Annotated in this window: 18 protein-coding genes and 1 riboswitch; of the genes, 13 read left to right on the top strand and 5 right to left on the bottom strand. The window is 73.7% G+C overall.

The genetic code is table 11. The features are described from left to right. The first annotated feature begins 200 nt into the window (after nucleotides 1-200). From PGN05_RS21115 to PGN05_RS21100, 4 genes are all read left to right on the top strand, one after another. Nucleotides 201-443, top strand: a complete 243-nt coding sequence (locus PGN05_RS21115; RefSeq protein WP_419754543.1) for a LysM peptidoglycan-binding domain-containing protein — start codon at nucleotides 201-203, stop codon at nucleotides 441-443. A gap of 119 nt (nucleotides 444-562) precedes the next feature. Then, nucleotides 563-1,195 carry a hypothetical protein gene (locus PGN05_RS21110; protein WP_419754542.1) on the top strand — a complete coding sequence of 211 codons (633 nt, stop codon included), beginning with the start codon at nucleotides 563-565 and terminating at the stop codon, nucleotides 1,193-1,195. A gap of 454 nt (nucleotides 1,196-1,649) precedes the next feature. Continuing rightward, on the top strand, nucleotides 1,650-2,207 hold the full coding sequence (gene nrdR / locus PGN05_RS21105) for a transcriptional regulator NrdR (RefSeq protein WP_419754541.1): 558 nt from the start codon (nucleotides 1,650-1,652) through the stop codon (nucleotides 2,205-2,207). Between the two features lie 79 nt (nucleotides 2,208-2,286). Continuing rightward, nucleotides 2,287-5,157, top strand: coding sequence for a vitamin B12-dependent ribonucleotide reductase (locus PGN05_RS21100; protein WP_419754540.1), 2,871 nt, complete (start codon nucleotides 2,287-2,289; stop codon nucleotides 5,155-5,157). A 268-nt stretch (nucleotides 5,158-5,425) separates the two neighbouring features. On the opposite strand, the gene PGN05_RS21095 is transcribed toward PGN05_RS21100, so the two are convergent. Further along, on the bottom strand, nucleotides 5,426-6,979 hold the full coding sequence (locus PGN05_RS21095; RefSeq protein ID WP_419754539.1) for an MFS transporter: 1,554 nt from the start codon (nucleotides 6,977-6,979) through the stop codon (nucleotides 5,426-5,428). Between the two features lie 195 nt (nucleotides 6,980-7,174). Further along, nucleotides 7,175-7,444, bottom strand: coding sequence for a helix-turn-helix domain-containing protein (locus PGN05_RS21090; RefSeq protein ID WP_419754538.1), 270 nt, complete (start codon nucleotides 7,442-7,444; stop codon nucleotides 7,175-7,177). Nucleotides 7,445-7,495: 51 nt separating this feature from the next. Between PGN05_RS21090 and map the strand changes: the two genes are divergently transcribed. Beyond that, nucleotides 7,496-8,266, top strand: a complete 771-nt coding sequence (map, locus tag PGN05_RS21085; protein WP_419754537.1) for a type I methionyl aminopeptidase — start codon at nucleotides 7,496-7,498, stop codon at nucleotides 8,264-8,266. A 238-nt stretch (nucleotides 8,267-8,504) separates the two neighbouring features. Next, a riboswitch (cyclic di-AMP (ydaO/yuaA leader) is annotated at nucleotides 8,505-8,655 on the top strand. Between the two features lie 2 nt (nucleotides 8,656-8,657). Next, nucleotides 8,658-9,842 carry a transglycosylase family protein gene (locus PGN05_RS21080; RefSeq protein WP_419754536.1) on the top strand — a complete coding sequence of 395 codons (1,185 nt, stop codon included), beginning with the start codon at nucleotides 8,658-8,660 and terminating at the stop codon, nucleotides 9,840-9,842. A gap of 105 nt (nucleotides 9,843-9,947) precedes the next feature. Here PGN05_RS21080 and PGN05_RS21075 read toward each other — a convergent pair whose 3' ends face one another. Beyond that, complete coding sequence (locus tag PGN05_RS21075; protein WP_419754535.1) at nucleotides 9,948-10,103, bottom strand: hypothetical protein; 156 nt, start codon at nucleotides 10,101-10,103, stop codon at nucleotides 9,948-9,950. Between the two features lie 134 nt (nucleotides 10,104-10,237). Here PGN05_RS21075 and mgrA point away from each other — a divergent pair, with 134 nt between their 5' ends. Further along, entirely contained in the window at nucleotides 10,238-11,275 is a 1,038-nt protein-coding gene (gene mgrA / locus PGN05_RS21070; RefSeq protein ID WP_419754534.1) for an L-glyceraldehyde 3-phosphate reductase, read from the top strand. Nucleotides 11,276-11,282: 7 nt separating this feature from the next. Here mgrA and PGN05_RS21065 read toward each other — a convergent pair whose 3' ends face one another. Continuing rightward, on the bottom strand, nucleotides 11,283-11,744 hold the full coding sequence (locus tag PGN05_RS21065; protein ID WP_419754533.1) for an SRPBCC family protein: 462 nt from the start codon (nucleotides 11,742-11,744) through the stop codon (nucleotides 11,283-11,285). A gap of 109 nt (nucleotides 11,745-11,853) precedes the next feature. Between PGN05_RS21065 and PGN05_RS21060 the strand changes: the two genes are divergently transcribed. Continuing rightward, nucleotides 11,854-12,792 (top strand): hypothetical protein, encoded by a 939-nt coding sequence (locus tag PGN05_RS21060; protein WP_419754532.1) that lies wholly within the window; start codon nucleotides 11,854-11,856, stop codon nucleotides 12,790-12,792. A gap of 37 nt (nucleotides 12,793-12,829) precedes the next feature. Here PGN05_RS21060 and PGN05_RS21055 read toward each other — a convergent pair whose 3' ends face one another. Beyond that, nucleotides 12,830-13,354: a DinB family protein gene (locus PGN05_RS21055; RefSeq protein WP_419754531.1), complete on the bottom strand. Its 525-nt coding sequence runs from the start codon at nucleotides 13,352-13,354 to the stop codon at nucleotides 12,830-12,832. Nucleotides 13,355-13,445: 91 nt separating this feature from the next. Between PGN05_RS21055 and PGN05_RS21050 the strand changes: the two genes are divergently transcribed. The 5 genes from PGN05_RS21050 to PGN05_RS21030 all read left to right on the top strand — a co-directional run bounded on the left by PGN05_RS21050 (nucleotide 13,446) and on the right by PGN05_RS21030 (nucleotide 19,155). Beyond that, nucleotides 13,446-14,456, top strand: coding sequence for a helix-turn-helix transcriptional regulator (locus PGN05_RS21050; protein ID WP_419754530.1), 1,011 nt, complete (start codon nucleotides 13,446-13,448; stop codon nucleotides 14,454-14,456). 43 nt (nucleotides 14,457-14,499) lie between these two features. Then, a complete protein-coding gene (locus PGN05_RS21045; protein WP_419754529.1) occupies nucleotides 14,500-15,534 on the top strand; it encodes a BMP family ABC transporter substrate-binding protein in 1,035 nt (344 codons plus the stop codon). Between the two features lie 74 nt (nucleotides 15,535-15,608). Beyond that, complete coding sequence (locus PGN05_RS21040) at nucleotides 15,609-17,144, top strand: ABC transporter ATP-binding protein (protein ID WP_419754528.1); 1,536 nt, start codon at nucleotides 15,609-15,611, stop codon at nucleotides 17,142-17,144. Beyond that, complete coding sequence (locus PGN05_RS21035; protein WP_419754527.1) at nucleotides 17,141-18,229, top strand: ABC transporter permease; 1,089 nt, start codon at nucleotides 17,141-17,143, stop codon at nucleotides 18,227-18,229. Before PGN05_RS21040 ends, PGN05_RS21035 begins: the two co-directional genes overlap by 4 nt. After that, nucleotides 18,226-19,155: an ABC transporter permease gene (locus PGN05_RS21030; RefSeq protein ID WP_419754526.1), complete on the top strand. Its 930-nt coding sequence runs from the start codon at nucleotides 18,226-18,228 to the stop codon at nucleotides 19,153-19,155. Before PGN05_RS21035 ends, PGN05_RS21030 begins: the two co-directional genes overlap by 4 nt. Nucleotides 19,156-19,210 lie beyond the last annotated feature (55 nt).

The raw sequence follows: 19,210 nt of genomic DNA, 5'->3' as shown, positions 1-19,210 counted from the left end.
CGCCCGCTCCGGCCGCGTCCCCCCGGCCGGGGTCGGCCGGTGGCCGGCGGCCCGTCGCGGCTTCGGGGCCGCGGCCCGGGGGGCGACCGTCGTCCACCCGTCCGGTCACCCGTCCGGTCCGCGGTGGGTGCAGCGACGCGGACCGGACCCCGCCGGGGCTGCGGCTGACCCGTCGGGCCCGTCGGCTCGGTGCCGTCCTCGTGCTCGGCGCCGGGATCGCCGTGGGGTCCTGGATCGGGTCCCTCCTGGGCGGGGACTCGGGTCAGCTCCAGCTGGTGGGGGAGCAGGCCGTCGTCGTCCAGGCCGGGGACACCGTGTGGTCGATCGCCGCGGAGGTCGCCGGTCCCGACCGTGACGTGCGCGCGGTGGTGGACGCGATCGAGGAGCTCAACGCCCTCGACGGTGCCGCCGTGATCCCCGGCCAGTTGCTCCGGCTGCCCTGACCGACCTCGTGGCGGCGGGCGCGAGGACGACTGGCGACAAGGCTGACCCGCCAGGTTCGTCAACTGTCCGTGCCGAGTTGTTGACGGAGTGTGCCCACGGGACGACATACGGTCGTCCCGTGTCAGTCACCTCGGAACGCCGCTCGGCCGCCTTCACCCAGCACTCGCCGGACGTCGAGGTCCACGCGGACGGCTCCTGGTGGCCCGGCGCGATCCTCGGCTGGCGGCACGACCAGGACGGCTCCTGCGAGGTGTCGGTCCGGGTCGCCGTCGCGGGGGTGGAGCGCGAGACGTGGGTCGACCTGGGCGACCTCCGGCTGACTCGGCCGCCGCTCGCCGAGCCGACCGGGACCGGGGAGCCAGGTGCCGGTGCGCCGGCCGGGGTCGAGCCGACCGTCGTCCTCGACCGTGCGGCCGCCCGCAGGCAGCTGGTGGCCGACGTGCTCACCTCTCCCGAGCTCCCCGCGGTCAGTGCGGGCGCCACGCTCCGGGGTGGCCGGTCGCGCCGCCGCCATGGTGGCGACGTCACCGCCGAGCTCCCGGCCGTCGGGCGGGAGTCCTCCGCCGGCCGGCACCGGGCGCCGGCGGCGGTGGCCGGCCGCCACCGTGCCACCGACCAGGCGCCCGTGGGCCCCCCGGTGGCCGCCGCCGCGGCGCGGCCCGAGCTGGACTGCCTGACCCGCCCCCTCCGGCTCACCGACCGCGTCACCCGTCCGCGCCTCCCGCGACCGGACGGCGCCACCCCTCGCTGACGACGCCGGCCGAGCCGCCCTCCTCCGGTCGCCGGTGCTCCGCGCCGCCCCTCGTGTCGGGCGGCCCGTCGGGTGCGCGCGTCCCGGCGCCCTCCGGCGACGGGGCGGACGACGACACGCGTTACACCCGCCGAGCGGGGTTGACGAGCCTGTAGCGGCGTGTCGCCGTGACGGGTGGGGGAGTTGAGCGAAGCTGGTCACGGCCGTGTCTCGACGGAACAGAGTGCGCGTGTCTCGGCTTGCACATCTAGTAGAGGCGCGCCTAGGGTTCCCCTACATCTAGTAGTTGCACCGCTGTAAGTCCGTCCACAGGCCAGCCACAGGTCATCCCCGGGACGTCCACCGGATGTCCCCAGGGGGGTCCACAGCCGGCCGCTGGAATCGGGTACCACCGGGCCGCCGCAGCGGCCCGGCGCCCGTGTCGGACAGGTACCACCGGAGGAGGGGAGAGAGCGTGCGCTGCCCCTTCTGCCACAACGCCGACAGTCGGGTCATCGACTCGCGCGAGGCCGACGAGGGGGCCACCACGCGCCGCCGGCGGTCGTGTCCCGCGTGTGGCCGGCGGTTCACCACGGTCGAGGAGGCCGTGCTCGCCGTGGTGAAGCGCAGCGGGGTGAGCGAGCCGTTCAACCGCACCAAGGTCGTCGCGGGGGTTCGGCGCGCCTGCCAGGGGCGACCGGTCGACGAGGACCAGTTGCAGAAGCTCGCCCAGCAGGTGGAGGACGCCATCCGGGCCTCCGGGGCGGCCGAGGTGCCCAGCCACGAGGTCGGGCTGGCCATCCTCCGGCCGCTGCGGGAGCTGGACGAGGTGGCCTACCTGCGCTTCGCCAGCGTCTACCGCGCGTTCACCTCGCTCGAGGACTTCGAGAAGGAGATCACCGAGTTGCGGGCCCGGTACCTCGCGGCCGGGACCCTGCCGCTCCCTGGCATGCAGAACGACCCGCCGGTCGTCCGCCGGCGAGGTGGGGGGCGGGGCCAGGCCGCCTCCGACGGCAGCGCCGCCGGCACCTGAGAACTGTCAGCACCACCCGATACAACCGTGTGCGGCTCTCTTCCCCAGCCGCCGCAGCCCACAACAGAGGGAGAGCTCCGTGACCGAGACCGAGGATCGCTTGTCGGGCCGCACGCGTCGCGCCGCCAAGGCGCCGACCAGGGGGAAGGGCCTGAAGATCAAGCGCGTCTTCACCACCGCCGGGGTGCACCCGTACGACGAGGTGACCTGGGAGCGTCGTGACGTCGTCATGACCAACTGGCGGGACGGCTCGATCAACTTCGAGCAGCGCGGCGTGGAGTTCCCCGCCGAGTGGAGCATCAACGCCACCAACATCGTCACGACGAAGTACTTCCGCGGCGCCGTCGGCACCCCGCAGCGCGAGAACAGCCTGCGCCAGCTGATCGACCGGGTGGTGCTCACCTACGGTCAGGCCGGCCGCGACCACGGCTACTTCGCCTCCGAGGGCGACGCCGAGATCTTCGAGCACGAGCTGACCTGGATGCTGATGCACCAGTACTTCAGCTTCAACAGCCCCGTGTGGTTCAACGTCGGCACGAGCGCGCCCCAGCAGGTCAGCGCCTGCTTCATCCTCGCCGTCGACGACGAGATGGACTCGATCCTCAACTGGTACCGGGAGGAGGGGCTGATCTTCAAGGGCGGCTCCGGAGCCGGCCTGAACCTCTCCCGCATCCGCTCCTCCAAGGAGCTGCTCTCCTCCGGTGGCACCGCCTCCGGGCCGGTCTCCTTCATGCGCGGCGCGGACGCCTCCGCCGGCACCATCAAGTCCGGTGGCGCGACCCGTCGCGCGGCGAAGATGGTCGTCCTCGACATCGACCACCCCGACATCGAGGAGTTCATCGAGACCAAGGCGCGCGAGGAGGACAAGATCCGCGCGCTGCGGGACGCCGGCTACGACATGGACCTGGGCGGCAAGGACATCACCAGCGTCCAGTACCAGAACGCCAACAACTCCGTCCGCGTCTCCGACGAGTTCATGCGCGCGGTGGAGGACGGCGACGAGTTCGGCCTGCGCGCCCGCCTCGACGGCTCGGTGATCGAGACCGTCGACGCCAAGACCCTGTTCCGCAAGGTCACCCAGGCCGCCTGGGAGTGCGCCGACCCCGGCATCCAGTACGACGACACGATCAACGACTGGCACACCAACCCCGAGACCGGGCGGATCAACGCGTCCAACCCGTGCTCGGAGTACATGAGCCTGGACAACAGCTCGTGCAACCTGGCGTCGCTGAACCTCATGAAGTTCCTCAAGGACGACGGCACGTTCGACTCGAAGAACTTCGTCAAGGCCGTCGAGCTGGTCATCACGGCGATGGACATCTCCATCTGCTTCGCCGACTTCCCGACCGAGCCGATCGGTGAGACGACCCGCGCCTACCGGCAGCTGGGCATCGGCTACGCCAACCTCGGCGCGCTGCTCATGGCCACCGGTCACGCCTACGACTCCCGCGGCGGCCAGACGCTCGCGGCGGCGATCACCTCGCTGATGACCGGCACCGCCTACCGCCGCTCGGCCGAGCTGGCCGGCATCGTCGGGGCGTACGAGGGCTACGCCCGCAACGCCGACGCCCACGCCCGGGTCATGCGCAAGCACGCCGCGGCCAACGACGCCATCCGCCCGGTCGGTGCCGACGACGCCGACGTGCTCCGGGCCGCCACCGCCCAGTGGCAGGAGTGCCTGGACATCGGCGGGGACTTCGGCTGGCGCAACGCCCAGGCCTCGGTGCTCGCGCCCACCGGCACCATCGGCTTCATGATGGACTGCGACACGACCGGCATCGAGCCGGACTTCTCGCTGGTCAAGTTCAAGAAGCTGGTCGGCGGCGGCTCCATGCAGATCGTCAACCAGACGGTTCCGCGGGCGCTGAAGAGCCTGGGCTACCAGGACGAGCAGATCGAGGCGATCGTCGAGTACATCGCCGAGCACGGCCACGTCGTCGACGCGCCGAGCCTGCGCCCGGAGCACTACGAGGTCTTCGACTGCGCGATGGGCGAGCGGGCCATCTCGCCGATGGGCCACGTCCGGATGATGGCGGCGGTCCAGCCGTTCATCTCCGGCGCCATCAGCAAGACGGTCAACATGCCGGAGACGGCGACCATCGAGGACGTCGAGAACATCTACTTCCAGGGCTGGAAGCTCGGCCTCAAGGCGCTGGCGATCTACCGCGACAACTGCAAGGTCGGCCAGCCGCTGTCCGGTGGCAAGGGCAAGAACGACGGCACCAAGGCCGAGGCGAAGGTCGAGGCCGCGGAGCCCGCCGTGCTCGCGCACCCGGTCCGCAAGCGGCTGCCGAAGAAGCGGACGAGCGTCACCACCTCGTTCAGCGTCGCCGGTGCCGAGGGCTACATGACCGCCGGCATGTACGAGGACGGCAGCCTCGGGGAGGTCTTCCTCAAGCTGGGCAAGCAGGGCTCGACCCTCGCCGGTGTGATGGACGCCTTCTCCATCTCGCTGTCGATCGCGCTGCAGCACGGTGTGCCGCTGGAGACCTACATCCAGAAGTTCACCAACATGCGGTTCGAGCCGGCCGGCATGACCGACGACCCGGACATCCGGATCGCCCAGTCGGTGATGGACTACATCTTCCGGCGCCTGGCCCTCGACCACCTGCCGGTCGAGGCGCGGGCGAGCCTGGGCATCTTCAGCGCCGAGGAGCGCGCCGCCCAGGTCTCGGGCTACGGCACCTCGGCCTCGGCCGGCACCGTGGTCGAGGAGGAGGAGGTCGACCTCGAGGCGCTGCGAGGCTCGGCGCCGACCGAGGCCCCGACCAAGCCGGAGCCCAAGGCCGAGCAGTCGGTCAAGGAGGCCCACTCCTCGGCCGAGCTGCTCGAGCTGGTCACCGGCACCGCGACCGACGCGCCGCTGTGCATGACCTGCGGCACGAAGATGCGGCCGGCCGGCAGCTGCTACGTGTGCGAGGGCTGCGGCTCCACCAGCGGCTGCAGCTGACTCCGACGCTCGCCGGGACGTCCCGCGGATCCTCGCGGGAGGTCCTGGCGGGCTGGCCGAGATGTCAGCGGGATTGCCACTGACATCTCGTGCCAAGGTCGGCAGCGATGGCGAACTCGGCAAACAGCCTGAGCCGCCCCGGCCCTCTCCGGAGGGCCGGGGCGGTTCTGCTTGCACCGGCGAGAACAGGTGCGTGTGTTGCAGACCTCGTCAGTGCCGTGATGTCCCGGCCGGTCGCCGGAGCGAGCGCCGCCGCCGACGACCGGGCTCACACCGGCGGTTCTCCTCCGCCACGGGCCAGGGCGACCGGGGCGGGGACGGCCGTGAGGGCCGGGTCGACGACGCCCGCCGGCTCGTCCGCACCGGCGAGGTCCTCATCCCTGGCCGCCGCGTACGCCGCGCTCAGCCGCCGGTAGGCGGGACTGGCGAACGCCGCCAGGACGGCGACGACCCCGATCAGCCCGGTGACGACGAAGACCAGCGCGATGCCGCGGTCGGGGCCCGTCCCGAACCAGCCGCCGATCGCCCGCGCGCCCGCCCCGTCGGTCATGAACGGGATGACGAGGAACTCCGTGAGCGGGGCCATGAGGAAGGCGGTCAGCGGGGACGCGGCCTGCTCGACGCTCTGCGCGAAGCCGAACACCCGGCCTTGCCGCTCGTAGGGCACCACCCGCTGCAGCACCGTCTGCTCGGCGGCCTCGGCGAAGGGCGTCACGGTCATGAACACGGCCATCGCCACGGTCAGCGTGAGCACCGAGGAGGCCAGCGGGAACAGCATCGTCCCGGTCCACATGGCCACGTTGACCAGCAGCAACACCCGGATGGGGCGGCTGCCGAGACCGATCCGGGCCACCAGCAGCCCGCCGATGATCAGTAACGCCGACAGCCCGCCCCACAGCAGCCCCCACGCCTGCACCGACATCAGCGACAGGCCGTAGGGGTCCATGAGCGCCATGAAGGCGCCACCGAGGAAGTTGTTGAAGCAGCTGAACAGGATCAGCGGCAGCAGCCCGGGCACGCTGCGGACCAGGCGGAGCGTTCCGCGCAGGTCGACGCCGGAGCCGGCCGCCGCGCCGTCCTCGTCCTCGGCGAGGGACGCCACCCCGTCCCCGGGCACGTGGACGCGGGTCAGGTGGACCACCGACAGCACCAGGACGGTCAGGGCCAGCGCGAGGACGGCGGTCATGCCGCCGAAGGCGATCAGCAGCCCGCTGATCACCGAGGTGACCAGCATGGACAGGCCGGTCGCCGATCCGACGAGCCCGTTGGCCCGGTCCCGCCGGTCCGCCGGGACCAGGAGCGTGACCAGCGTCGGCAGCGCGATCATGCGCGGGTTGCCCGCGATCACGCCGAGCATGAGCAGCACGACGAAGCACCACAGCGGCAGGCTGGCCGCCGTCCGGAACGACTCCTCCGGGGTCAGCGAGTACACCGCCAGCGCCAGCGCGTACAGGATGGTCGACACACCCGCCGAGGCCTGGAGGACGGCGTGCTTGCGGTGGTGGTCGACCAGGCTGCCGAACCAGATGCCGGTCCCGGCCGTCGCGACCAGGAAGATGCCGGCGATCATCCCGGTGGCGAACACCGAGCCCGTCTCGAGGAACACCCAGAATGTGACCGCGAACCAGACGGTGTAGTTGACGACCGACACCAGCAGGTTGTTGACCAGCAGGTGCGCGAAGACCCGCTCGGGCCCCGAGCGCAGGTCCAGTGCGGGAGCCCGGTCGGCCACGGTGTCCTCCTCCGTCGGCACCGGGTCCGCGGGCGGGTGCCCGGCGCCGGTGCGGTCGATGAGGAGACCGCGCGGCGGGGGCGCGCTCATCGGTGCGCGCCGATCCTGCCTGCCGTGCGCCGTCCGGTCAGCCGGGTTTCCCGGGCAGGACCGGAGGAGATCCACGTCCGGTATCCGGTGACTCGTCGACGTCCTGCGGTGGATCCGGGTGCCCGGAGTCGTCGTGCAGCGACGCGGGCGGGAGCGCCTGGCACCGTCCACGTTCCGCGCCCGGCGGGGCCGGGTTCAGGCGGAGAGCGCGGTCCCGTCGCCCGGGCCGGCGAGCTCGGCGGCCAGTTCGTCGAGCGGCAGGTCGAGGGCCTGGGCGAGGGCGGCCACCGTGAAGAACGCTGGAGTCGGCACCCGGCCGGACTCGATCTTGCGCAGCGCCTCCAGACTCACCCCGGAGGCCGCGGCGACCTCCGCGGGCGGGCGTCCACCGCGTGCGGCGCGGAGCAGCGCGCCCAGCCGACGGCCGCGTTCGCGCTCCTCGGGGCTCAGCGGGGGGCGCACCATGGCCGTGATACTAATACCGGGATAGCTGTACCGGCCCGAGGAGGGATCGTCGTGATCGAGCTGCGCACCCCCGGGGAGCTGGACGCCATGCGCGCCGCGGGAGCGGTCGTGGCCGACATGCTCGCCGCCGTCCGGGCCGCGGCGGCACCCGGCGTCCGGCTCAGCCAGCTCGACCAGGTGGCCCGCGACGTCCTCGCCGACGCCGGCGCGACCTCGCCGTTCCTCGGGTACGCGCCGCTGGCCACCACGCCGCCGTTCCCCGGGGTGGTCTGCCTGTCGGTCAACGACGTCGCGCTGCACGGCATCCCGACGCCGCAGGAGCTCGAGGACGGCGACCTGCTCAGCGTGGACGCCGGCGCGACGCTCGACGGCTGGGTCGGGGACTCGGCGATCACCTTCCCGGTCGGCACCCCGCACCGCGAGGACCTCGCCCTCGTCGCCACCGCCGAGCGGGCGCTGGCCGCGGGGATCGCCGCGGCCGTGGTCGGCAACCGGGTCGGCGACGTCTCGGCGGCGATCGGCGCGGTCGGCCGGGCGGGTGGCTGCGGCATCAACACCGACCAGGGCGGCCACGGGGTGGGCCGCACGATGCACGAGGCGCCGCACGTCCCCAACGAGGGCCGGGCCGGCCGGGGGGTGCCGCTGCGGGCGGGGCTGGTCATCGCGATCGAGCCGTGGTTCCTCGCCGGCGGCACCGACGACTACCGGGTGGACGCCGACGGCTGGACACTCCGCAGCGCCGACGGCAGCCGGGCCGCACACGTCGAGCACACCGTCGCGGTCACCGAGGACGGCCCGCGCATCCTCACCGCCCCGCGCTGACCGAGGGCTCGCTCCGCAGCGCGAGCCCGCGGGTCGGCGGCGGCCGGCCGGGGCTGCGCACGGTCGGACCCGCGCTGCGTGCGTCACAGTCGGCTGCCGCCCACGGACCTGACCAGCGGACCCGGACGGAGAGCGGCCGGTGTGACGGGCGTCATGGCGACAGTGCACATAACGAAACGTAATGTTTTGGCTGCGCTCAGCGAATCGGAGCGCGGCGCCGGTCCGCCAAACCCTGCCCACCGGTCGTCCACCAGAGCACTCAGGGCAGGGGTGGGGGACCCACGTACACGGCGCGCAGCTGCGCGCCTCGGGGTGAAGCCGCGAACCGCGGCCGGGCACCGATCGCCCGAACCCGACAGCTGACCTCGCCGGCGGTGATCGGAGATCACCCATGTCCAAGCACCGCGCGCCCCGTTACGTCCGCACCAAGAAGGCACTCGCCCGTGTCCCCGTCGCGACGGGCGCCACCGTCGTCGGGCTGGGCGTCCTCACCTCTCCCGCACAGGCCTCCACCACGCACGACTGGACCGGCGTCGCCGCCTGCGAGTCCGGCGGGGACTGGAGCATCAACACCGGCAACGGCTACTTCGGTGGCCTGCAGTTCAGTCAGTCGACCTGGGCCGCGTTCGGCGGTACCGCCTTCGCGCCCCGCGCCGACCTGGCCACCCCCGCCCAGCAGGTCGAGACGGCGGAGAAGGTGCTCGCCGGTCAGGGCGTCGGCGCCTGGCCGACCTGCGGCAAGCGCCTGACCGACGGCACCACCCCGGCCGCGCTGGCGTCGACCCCCGCGCCGGCGCCGGAGCAGCCGGCTGCCGAGCAGCCGGCTCCGGCGCAGCCCGCCGCCGAGACCGCCGAGACCGCCGAGACCTACGGTCGCCACGCCGCGGGGGGCGGCGACTACACCGTCCGCCGCGGCGACACGGTGGCCAAGATCGCGGCCGCGCACGGTGAGCGGTGGCGCGAGCTGTACCAGCGCAACCTCGACGTCATCGGGAGCAACCCCAACCGGATCCTCCCGGGCCAGGTGCTCGAGGTCGCCGGCGACGAGCAGGTCGCCCCGGCCCCCGCCCCGGCCTCCGCTCCGGCTCCGGCTCCCGAGTCGGGCACGGTCGGCAACTCGGCGCCGGCTCCGCAGGCGGCGACCGCCCCCGCTCCCGAGGCCGCCCCCGCTCCGGTGGCCGCCGCGGCTCCCGTGGCCGCCCCGGCTACGGCAGTCGCCAAGATCACCAACAGCGCCGGCGCGGTCAAGCCGCAGGCTCAGGCCGCCGCCGACGCGGTCGTCAGCAACGTCCCCGGTGCCGCCGGCATCACCATCGGCGGCACCCGCGCCAGCGCCGTCGACCCGCACGGTCACCCGTCGGGCCTGGCGCTGGACTACATGGTCGCCGACGCCGGCCTCGGCGACGCGATCGCGCAGTACCAGATCGAGCACTGGGACGAGCTCGGCGTGGAGTACGTCATCTGGCAGCAGCGGATCCTGACCTCGCCGACCGGTTCGTGGAAGGCGATGGAGGACCGCGGCAGCGCCACGGCCAACCACTTCGACCACGTCCACGTGAACTACCGGGCGGCCTGAGCACGCCGCACGGCTGGTCCGCAGCGCCGACGGCCCCGTCCCTCCGCGAGGAGGGGCGGGGCCGTCGTGCTGCCCGGGCCGCGCCGCCTCGCGGAGGAGCCCGGGTCAGACCCGGGTGCCCCGCTTGTGCCACCCGAGCGCGGCGGTGACCAGGAAGAACAGCAGCCCGACGACGGCCAGCCAGAACAGGCCCTTCACGACGGCCCCGATGACGGTGATCGCGAGCCAGACGACCAGCAGGAGTCCGAGGAGGCGGAGCACGGTGATCTCCCGTCGACGAGCCCGACATCCAACGGCTCGACCCTAGGGGGTGCCCTCGTCCCTGACGACACCCCGCGGGCCGGCCGCAGCCGTTCCCGAGGCCGCGAGGCGAGGGCGCTGGTTGGATCGGGCGCATGGGCTTCCGAGCGTCCGACGACCGCTACGACTCCATGACCTACCGGCGCACCGGCCGCAGCGGCCTGGACCTGCCGGCGGTCAGCCTCGGGCTGTGGCACAACTTCGGGGACGACGTCCCGTTCGAGCGGCAGCGCGCGATCCTGCGCCGGGCCTTCGACCTGGGCATCACCCACTTCGACCTGGCCAACAACTACGGACCGCCCTACGGGTCGGCGGAGACCAACTTCGGCCGGCACCTCGCCGACGACTTCCGGCCGTACCGCGACGAGCTGGTGATCTCCACCAAGGCCGGCTACGACATGTGGCCCGGCCCCTACGGCCAGGGCGGCGGCTCCCGCAAGTACGTGACCGCGAGCCTGGACCAGTCGCTGCGCCGCATGGGCCTGGAGTACGTCGACATCTTCTACTCGCACCGGCCGGACCCGACCACGCCGCTCGAGGAGACGATGGGCGCGCTGCACTCCGCCGTCCGGGCCGGGAAGGCCCTCTACGCCGGCATCTCCAGCTACGGGCCGCAGGACACCGCGCGGGCCGCGGCGATCCTCGCCGACCTCGGGACGCCGCTGCTGATCCACCAGCCCTCCTACTCGATGCTCAACCGCTGGATCGAGACCGAGGGCCTGCTCGACGTGCTGGCCGACGTCGGCGCCGGCTGCATCGCCTTCTCGCCGCTGGCCCAGGGGATGCTCACGACCAAGTACCTCGACGGCATCCCCGAGGGGTCGCGCGCCAGCCAGGGCAAGTCGCTGTCGACCGACCTGCTCACCGAGGAGGCGCTGACCCACGTGCGGGCGCTCGACGGCATCGCCCGGGAGCGCGGGCAGGGCCTGGCACAGATGGCGCTGGCCTGGGCGCTGCGCGACCCGCGGGTGACCACGGTGCTCATCGGCGCGAGCAGCGTCGAGCAGCTCGAGCTGAACGTCGGCGCCCTGGCGCATCCGGCCTTCAGCGACGAGGAGCTGGCCGCCATCGACCAGCACGCCGTCGACGCCGGCATCGACATCTGGCAGGCGCCGCGCACCGGAGGAGCCTGACGACGGATCAGCCGCGGCCCTCCACGAGTGCGGCGAGGCGGTCCAGGGCCGACGTCCAGCCGGCCTCGTTGTCGGCCGCGGAGACCCCGCGGGGCAGCCCCTCGTGCACGGCCACCAGCAGGGTGCCGTCCTCGGTGTCGGCGAGCGTGACCGTCATCGTCATCTCGCCGCGCAGGTCGGGGTCGTCGGTCTCGAACTCGTCGACCTCGACCACCGTCTCGTCGGGGACCAGCCGCACGAAGCGGCCGGTGTAAGTGTCGGTGGAGGCTGTCGTCTTGCCCGTCTGCCCGGTCGTCTCGTAGGTCAGGGAGACCCGCACCGTCCCGCCCTCGCGCGCCTCCCACCGGTGCACCCGGCTGGCCATCCCGTGCGGAACGCGCCAGCGGGCCACCGCCCCGGGGTCCAGGAGGGCGCGGTACACCGCCGACCGCGGTGCCCGCAGACGGCGTTCCAGCCGGGTGGTGTCCATGACCCGGCATGGTGGGGCGCGGACGGGCTGCCTGTCACGCGCCGTCGGGCGGGCGACGCGTGGAGGATGACCGGCGGGTGCGCAGGTCCGGACCGCGAGGAGGGGTGCCGTGGACCTCGAGGAGGTGGCCGAGGAGCTCTACGAGGTGCCGCCCGAGGAGTTCACCGCCCTGCGCAAGCAGCGCGCCGACGAGGCGCGGGCCGACGGCGACCGCGGGCTGGCCAAGGAGATCGGCGGCCTGCCCAAGCCGTCCACCGCCGCGTGGGTGTGCAACCTGCTGGTGCGCGCGCACCGCGCGGAGATCGAGGGGCTGGTGGAGCTCGGTGACCTGCTGCGCCAGGCCCAGGAGGACCTCGCCGGCGACCAGCTCAAGGCGCTCAACCGCCAGCGCTCGCAGCTGCTCACCGCCCTCACCCGGCAGGCGGCGGCGCTCGCCCGCGAGCACGGGCAGCGGGTGAGCAGCTCGGTGCAGGCCCAGGTCGAGGACACGCTGCGGGCAGGGATGACCGACCCGGAGGCGGGGGAGGCGCTGCTGTCCGGGCGCCTGGTCTCGCCGATGTCCTACAGCGGCCTGGGAACGACGGGCACCCGGCCGGCGCTGCACCTGGTGCCGCCGCGCCCGGAGCGCCCGCCGAAGGAGCCGCGGCCACGGGGCGGCGACGCGGCCGAGCGCCGCCGGCAGCGCGAGGAGAAGGCCCGCCGTCGCGAGGAGGAGGCCCGGCGGGCGGAGCAGGAGCGCCGGCGCCGCGCGCTGGAGGAGGCCCGGCAGGCGGCGGAGGAGGCGGAGACCGTCGCCGCGGAGGCCCGGGCCGCGGCCGAGGAGGAGCAGCGACGGGTCGACGACCTCGACGCCCGGCGGGCCGACCTGCAGGCGCGGGTCGCGGAGCTGGCCGATGAGCTGGCCCGCGCCGAGCGCGAGGCCGCGGAGACCGCCGAGGAGCTCAAGCGCGCCGAGCGGCACCGCCGGACGGCGGAGCGGCAGGCCACCGACGCCGCGGGCGCCCGGGACCGGGCGGTGGCCGCTCTGCGGGCGCTCGAGGAGGGCTGACCGGCCTCCGCGCCGCCGCCCGGCGGGGCCGCGGGGGTCAGCCCATCGTCTTCTGGCCGTCGAGGGACTCCCGCAGGATGTCGGCGTGCCCGGCGTGCTGGGCGGTCTCGGCGACGATGTGCACGAACACCCGGCGGGCCGAGCGGACGGCGCCCTTCGGGAACCACGGCGCCTCGGGCAGCGGGTGCGACGCGTCGAGGTCGGGCAGCGTGCGCACCAGGTCGTCGGTGCGCCGGGCCACCTCCTCGTAGCGGGCGAGGATCGCCTCGAGCGTCTCGTCCGGGCCCATCCGGAACTCCTCGGCCCACTTCGCCATCTGCTCGGCGTCGTCCGGGCCGGGCATGGACGACGGGCCCTCCAGGACGAACCGGACCCAGGCCGCCTCCTGCGCGGCGACGTGCTTGAGCAGCCCGCCCAGCGTCAGCTCGCTGACGGTCGTCCGCTGCCGCGCCTGCTCGTCGGTCAGCCCCTGGACGGTGTGGCGCAGGAAGTACCGGTGGGCGGCGAGGGTCTCCAGGAGGTCGGCCCGCTCGCCGGTCAGGGTGGTCGTCGCGTTCGTCATCGTGCTCGCCTTCCGTCGGAGGATCCGTCGAGGACGACGCTAGATCCCATTGGTGCCAGTTCCTGACCGCAATCAGAGAGAATCTGGCGTCATGGCCGACACGAGCAACCGGACGCTGCGACTGCTGTCGCTGATGCAGGGCCGGCGGCACTGGGCCGGCGCCGACCTGGCCGAGCGGCTCGGCGTCTCGCTGCGGACCCTGCGGCGCGACGTCGAGCGCCTGCGCGAGCTGGGCTACCCGGTGGAGGCCCAGCCCGGTGTCGACGGCGGCTACCGGCTGGCCCCCGGTGCGGCGCTGCCGCCGCTGGTCCTCGACGACGAGGAGGCCGTCGCGCTCGTCGTCGGCCTGCAGGCCGCCACGCAGAGCGCGATCGCCGGGACGGCGGAGTCGTCGGTGCGGGCCCTGACCAAGGTCGTGCAGGTGCTGCCCCCGCGGCTGCGTCGCCGGGCGGACGCGCTGCGCGCGGTCACCGAACCGGCCGGGTGGCGCGACGGCGGGACCCCGATCGACCCGGAGGTGCTGACCGCGGTGGCCCAGGCCTGCCGGGACACCGAGCGCCTGGTGTTCGCCTACACCGCCGGCGACGGCGCCGAGACCGAGCGGGAGGTCGAGCCCGCGCGGCTCGTGGCCTCGGGGCGCCGCTGGTACCTGGTCGCCTACGACCTGCTGCGCGGCGACTGGCGCAGCTTCCGGCTGGACCGGCTGACCCGGCCGCGGCCCACCGGCGCCCGCTTCGCCCCGCGCCGGCTGCCCGCCGAGGACGCCGCGGCCTTCGTGCGCGCGGGGATGGGGCCGGGGGCGACCGCGGTCGCCGTCGAGGCGGTGGTCGCGGCGCCGGCCGATCGGGTGCGCGACCGCATCGGCCGCTGGGCGCGGGTGGTCGAGGACGGGCCCGGCCGCACGCGGGTGCACATGGAGACCGACAACCTGGACTGGCCCGCGTTCGCCCTCGGGTCGCTGGGTGCCGAGTTCACCGTCGTCACCCCGCCCGAGCTGCGGGATCTCCTGCGCGAGTGGTCGGACCGGTTCCGGCGCTCCCTGCTCGGTATCGATTCGGTCTCGGCTGGCGCCTCGGTCGGGAGCCGGGCAACCCCGGGCTGACAGGCTCGCGGCTCCGACCCCGAGATCCGAGGATGTGGCGTCCATGCCCCCGGCCCGTGTGTTCCTCCGAACCGCCGCGATGTGCTCCGCGCTGCTGCTCACGGCGACGGCCTGCGGCGGCAGCGACGACGGCGGCGGCGGGGGCGGTGGCACCGGCGGCGGGGACGGGGAGGCGCCCCGCATCGCCGCGGTCTTCTCCGGCACCACCACCGACGCGGACTACACCTTCCTGGGCCTCGAGGCGCTCGAGGCGGCGGAGGCCGAGTACGGCGCCGAGACCACCTTCTCCGAGAGCGTCGCGGTGCCCGACGCCCAGCGGGTCCTGCGGGAGTACGTCGCCGACGGCTACACCGTCATCTGGACCCACGGCAGCCAGTTCTACGACGCGACCGTCGCGGTGGCCGAGGAGGCGCCGGACGTCGTCTTCATCGCCGAGCAGGACACCGAGCCCGAGGACGTCCCGGACAACGTCTGGGTGCTCGACCGGAACTTCCACCTGGCCTTCTACCCGCTGGGCGTCCTGGCCGCGGCGACCACGCAGAGCCAGCAGATCGCCTACCTCGGCGGGGCCACGCTGCCGTTCAGCTACTCCGAGGTGCACGCCGTGGAGCAGGCCCTGGCCGACGTCGGCTCCTCGGCGACCCTCACCCCGGTGTGGACCGGTGACCTCAACGACCCGACCCGCGGCCAGCAGTTCACCAGCCAGCTCGTGGCCGGTGGCGCCGACGTCGTCCTCGGCTCGCTGAACCTGGGCATGGTGGGCGCGTTCGAGGCGGTCAAGGCCGAGCCGGCCGGCTCGGTCCGGATCACCGCCAAGTACACCGACAAGTCCGACCTGGCGCCTGACCACTACCTGACCTCGGTGCTCTACGACTTCTCGGTCATGCTCGACGAGATCCTCGGGCAGGTGCAGGACGGCGAGACCGGCGGCTACCTCGGGATGAGCTTCGAGCAGGGCATCTCGCTGCAGCCCCCGGCCGGGGTCGACCAGGCCGTCGTGGACCAGGTCAACGAGGTGATCGACGGGCTCACCAGCGGCGAAATCGAGGTCGAGCGCGACGTCACCCCGGTCGAGTGACGGCGTCGGGTCACCCGCGGGCGGGGGCGCCGGAGTCCCCGCCCGCGGAGCGCGTGCCGCTGCGGATGAGCGGCGTGACCAAGTCGTTCGGGCCGGTGAAGGCGCTGGTGGACGCCGACTTCGAGCTGGCGGCCGGTGAGGTCCACGGCCTGGTCGGTGGCAACGGCGCGGGCAAGACCACGCTGATGAACGTCCTGTACGGGCTCTACCGGCCCGACTCCGGGACCGTCCTGGTCGACGGCCGCGAGGTCACCGTCCGGTCGCCGCGCGACGCCATCGGGCTGGGCATCGGGATGGTCCACCAGCACCTGCTCCAGGTCCCGGCCTACTCGGTCGTGGAGAACGTCGTCGTCGGCACCAGCGGCCGCTCCGGCGGGCTGCGGAAGGCCGGCCGCCGGATCGCCGAGCTCTCCGACCGGTTCGGCCTCGCGGTCGACCCGCGGGCGCGCACCGACCGGCTGTCGGTCGGTGCCCGCCAGCGGGTGGAGATCCTCAAGGTGCTCTACCGCGGCGCGCGGATCCTGGTGCTCGACGAGCCGACGACCAACCTCACGCCGCAGGAGGTCGACGCGCTGTTCGCCTCGCTGCGGGAGATCGTCGCCGAGGGGACCAGCGTCGTGTTCATCTCGCACAAGGTGCGCGAGGTGCTGGCCATCTGCGACCGGATCTCGGTCATGCGCGACGGCCGCCGGCTCACCACGGTCCGCCGCGCCGAGACCGACGCCGAGCGGGTCGCCGGCCTGATGGTCGGCGAGCTGGCCGACGAGTCCTCCTCCGAGGTGGCCGCCGCGCTCGGCCTGGCGCCGGTCGGCGAGGCGGCGCCCGACACCCCCGAGCACGCGGTCGCCGAGGCGCCCGTGCGGCTCGCGGTCTCCGGGCTCGGCGTCGACAACGACCAGGGCGTGCCGGCCCTGACCGGCCTGGACCTCGCCGTCCGGGCGGGGGAGGTCCTCGGCGTGGCCGGCGTCGCCGGGAACGGGCAGGTCGAGCTGGCCGAGGCCCTGGCCGGCGCCCGGCCGGTGCGCAGCGGCAGCGTGCACGTGGACGGCGCCGAGCTGGCCGGCCGGCCCACCCGGCAGTGGCTGGACGCCGGCATCGCCTACGTCCCGGAGGACCGCCACCGCGACGGCATCCTCGGCGCGGCGACGGTGACGGACAACCTGCTGCTGGGCGCCCAGCGCAGCGGGAGCTACCGGCGGGCCGGGCTGATCGACTGGCGCCGGGTCCGGGAGCACAGCCGCACCACCATCGAGCGCTACTCGATCCGGACGCCGGGCCCCGACGCCCCGGCCGGCAACCTCTCCGGGGGCAACATCCAGCGACTCATCCTGGCCCGCGCCTTCGAGCGTCAGCCGTCGGTCCTCGTGCTGCAGAACCCCACCCGCGGGCTGGACCTGCGCTCCACCCGCTTCGTCTACGACCGCGTCGAGGAGGCCCGCGACCGGGGCTGCGCCGTCGTCCTCATCTCCGAGGACCTCGACGAGCTGAGCCTCCTGGCCGACCGCATGGTGGTGCTCTACTCCGGCGAGGTGGTCGGCGAGCGCGCCCGCGGGGACTTCGACGCCTACGCACTCGGCCGGCTGATGGCCGGCGTCCGGGAGGACGCATGAGCGCCCCGACCGCACCGACGCAGACCGAGGCGCCGGAGGTCCCGCTGCACGGCGGCCTGCGGCTGGTGCGGAACCTGCTGCCCTACGTGCTCGCCCTGGTGCTGGCCTTCCTCGTCTCCGGCGTGGTCATGGCGGTGCTCGGCTACGACGCCGTCGGCGCCTTCACCACGATCCTGTCCACGTCGTTCAAGACGACGTTCGGCTTCACCGAGACCCTCACCAAGTGGGTCACCGTCGTGCTGCTGGCGCTGGCCTTCACCATCCCGCTGGCGGTGAACCGCTTCAACATCGGCGGCGAGGGCCAGCTGCTGGTCGGCGGCACGGCCGCGGCCGGCGTCGGGATCGTCTACGGCGACCTGCCCACGGTGCTGCTGCTGCCGCTGGTGCTGCTGGCCGGCGTGCTCGCCGGCGCGGTCTGGGCCGGCATCGCCGCGCTGCTCATGGGCCGGTTCGGCGTGAACGAGATCCTCAGCACGGTGCTGCTGAACTTCGTCTCGTTCCAGGTGCTCGACTACGCCGCCACGGAGGTGTGGGCCGACCCGGCGGCCGGGGTCGCGGCCACCCAGACGGTCGGCGAGGCGGCCGAGCTGCCCGTCCTCGGCGGCCCGCCGGGGGTGCACGCCGGCATCCTGCTCGCGGTGCTGGTCAGCCTGGCCAGCATCGTGGTCACCCGGCGGACGGCGGCCGGCTTCGAGCTGCGCGCGGCCGGCACCAACCCACGCGCCGCGGCGATCAACGGCATCCGGGTCGGCCGGATCGCCGTCGTCGCCCTCGTCGTCGGCGGCGCGCTGGCCGGGCTGGCCGGGGCGATCGAGGTCTCCGGGGTCCACGGCCGCGCCATCGAGGGCATGCAGGCCAACTACCTGCTGCTCGGCATCATCGTCGGGCTCATCGCCCGCGGGAACGCGCTGTGGGTGCCGGTGGTCGCCTTCGGCATCTCGATCCTCGAGGTGGGGGCGAGTTCCATGCAGCGCACGGTCGGGGTGCCGGCCGAGATGGTCCTCATCATCGAGGCCCTCATCCTCATCTTCCTGCTCCTGTCCGACGTGATCGCCGGGCGCCTCGCGCGGAGGGCCGCGGCATGACGGAGTTCGAGACCCTGGCCCAGCTCACCGTGATCGCGACGGTGCCCTACCTGCTGGCCTCGCTCGGCACGATGCTGGGCGGCCTGGCCGGCGTCTTCAGCGTCTCGCAGGAGGGCGTCATGGTCCTCGGCGCCTCGGTGGGCTTCCTGGTCAGCTACGGCGTCGGCAGCAACACCGTCGGCATCCTCACGGCGGCCGCGGTGGGGGCGCTGTTCGGGCTGGTGCTGGGCTGGGCGACGACGTCCCTGCGGCTGGACCAGTTCGTCATCGGCCTGGCGCTGTTCTTCGCCGCCACCGGGCTGGCCGGGCTGCTGTTCCGCGTGGTCGTGGGGGAGACCGGGTCGCAGCCGCTCATCGAGACGCTGCCCCGGCTGGAGATCCCGCTGCTCAGCGACATCCCGGTGGTGGGCCCCGTGCTGTTCTCGCACAACCTGCTCGTCTACCTGACGGCCCTGGTCGCCGTCGGCCTGTACCTGTTCCTGTACCGCACCCGCGCCGGCCTGGACCTGCGCGCGGTGGGGGAGAACCCGAAGGCCGCCGACAGCCTCGGCATCGCGGTGGCCCGCACCCGCATCTGGACGGCGACCGCCGGGGGGGCGCTCATGGCGGTCGCCGGCGCCTACCTGCCGATGGTCTACACCGGCACGTTCACCGAGGGGATCATCGGCGGCCGCGGCTGGCTGGCGATCGCGCTGACCTTCTTCGGCGGCTGGCGCCCGCAGTTCATCGCGGCCGGGGCGCTGTTCTTCGCGGCGATGGACGTCATCGCGCTGCGGGCGGAGGTCGGGGACGTCGGGATCCCCAGCCAGGTGCTGCTGGTGGTTCCCTACGTGGCCACGCTGCTGGTGATGATCTTCGCGTTCCGCTGGGCGCGGGTGCCGGCGTTCCTCGGCCGCAACTACGACCGGGAGAGCCGGACGGCGTGAGGTCCCGGGGGCCGGTCGGGACACCTGGCCGGCCCCGGGAACTGTCGTACCCCCG

Source organism: Geodermatophilus sp. CPCC 206100 (genome assembly GCF_048569675.1).
Taxonomy (GTDB): domain Bacteria; phylum Actinomycetota; class Actinomycetes; order Mycobacteriales; family Geodermatophilaceae; genus Geodermatophilus.
This window is presented reverse-complemented; position numbering and strand designations above follow the sequence as displayed.

Excerpts from the sequence above, each read along its gene's own strand:
- PGN05_RS21095 (WP_419754539.1), bottom strand. The coding sequence starts at position 6,979 with ATGAGCGCGCCCCCGCCGCGCGGTCTCCTCATCGACCGCACCGGCGCC.
- PGN05_RS21065 (WP_419754533.1), bottom strand. The coding sequence starts at position 11,744 with ATGGACACCACCCGGCTGGAACGCCGTCTGCGGGCACCGCGGTCGGCG.
- PGN05_RS21090 (WP_419754538.1), bottom strand. The coding sequence starts at position 7,444 with ATGGTGCGCCCCCCGCTGAGCCCCGAGGAGCGCGAACGCGGCCGTCGG.
- PGN05_RS21080 (WP_419754536.1), top strand. The coding sequence starts at position 8,658 with ATGTCCAAGCACCGCGCGCCCCGTTACGTCCGCACCAAGAAGGCACTC.
- mgrA (WP_419754534.1), top strand. The coding sequence starts at position 10,238 with ATGGGCTTCCGAGCGTCCGACGACCGCTACGACTCCATGACCTACCGG.
- PGN05_RS21045 (WP_419754529.1), top strand. The coding sequence starts at position 14,500 with ATGCCCCCGGCCCGTGTGTTCCTCCGAACCGCCGCGATGTGCTCCGCG.
- PGN05_RS21035 (WP_419754527.1), top strand. The coding sequence starts at position 17,141 with ATGAGCGCCCCGACCGCACCGACGCAGACCGAGGCGCCGGAGGTCCCG.
- PGN05_RS21030 (WP_419754526.1), top strand. The coding sequence starts at position 18,226 with ATGACGGAGTTCGAGACCCTGGCCCAGCTCACCGTGATCGCGACGGTG.
- PGN05_RS21050 (WP_419754530.1), top strand. The coding sequence starts at position 13,446 with ATGGCCGACACGAGCAACCGGACGCTGCGACTGCTGTCGCTGATGCAG.
- PGN05_RS21055 (WP_419754531.1), bottom strand. The coding sequence starts at position 13,354 with ATGACGAACGCGACGACCACCCTGACCGGCGAGCGGGCCGACCTCCTG.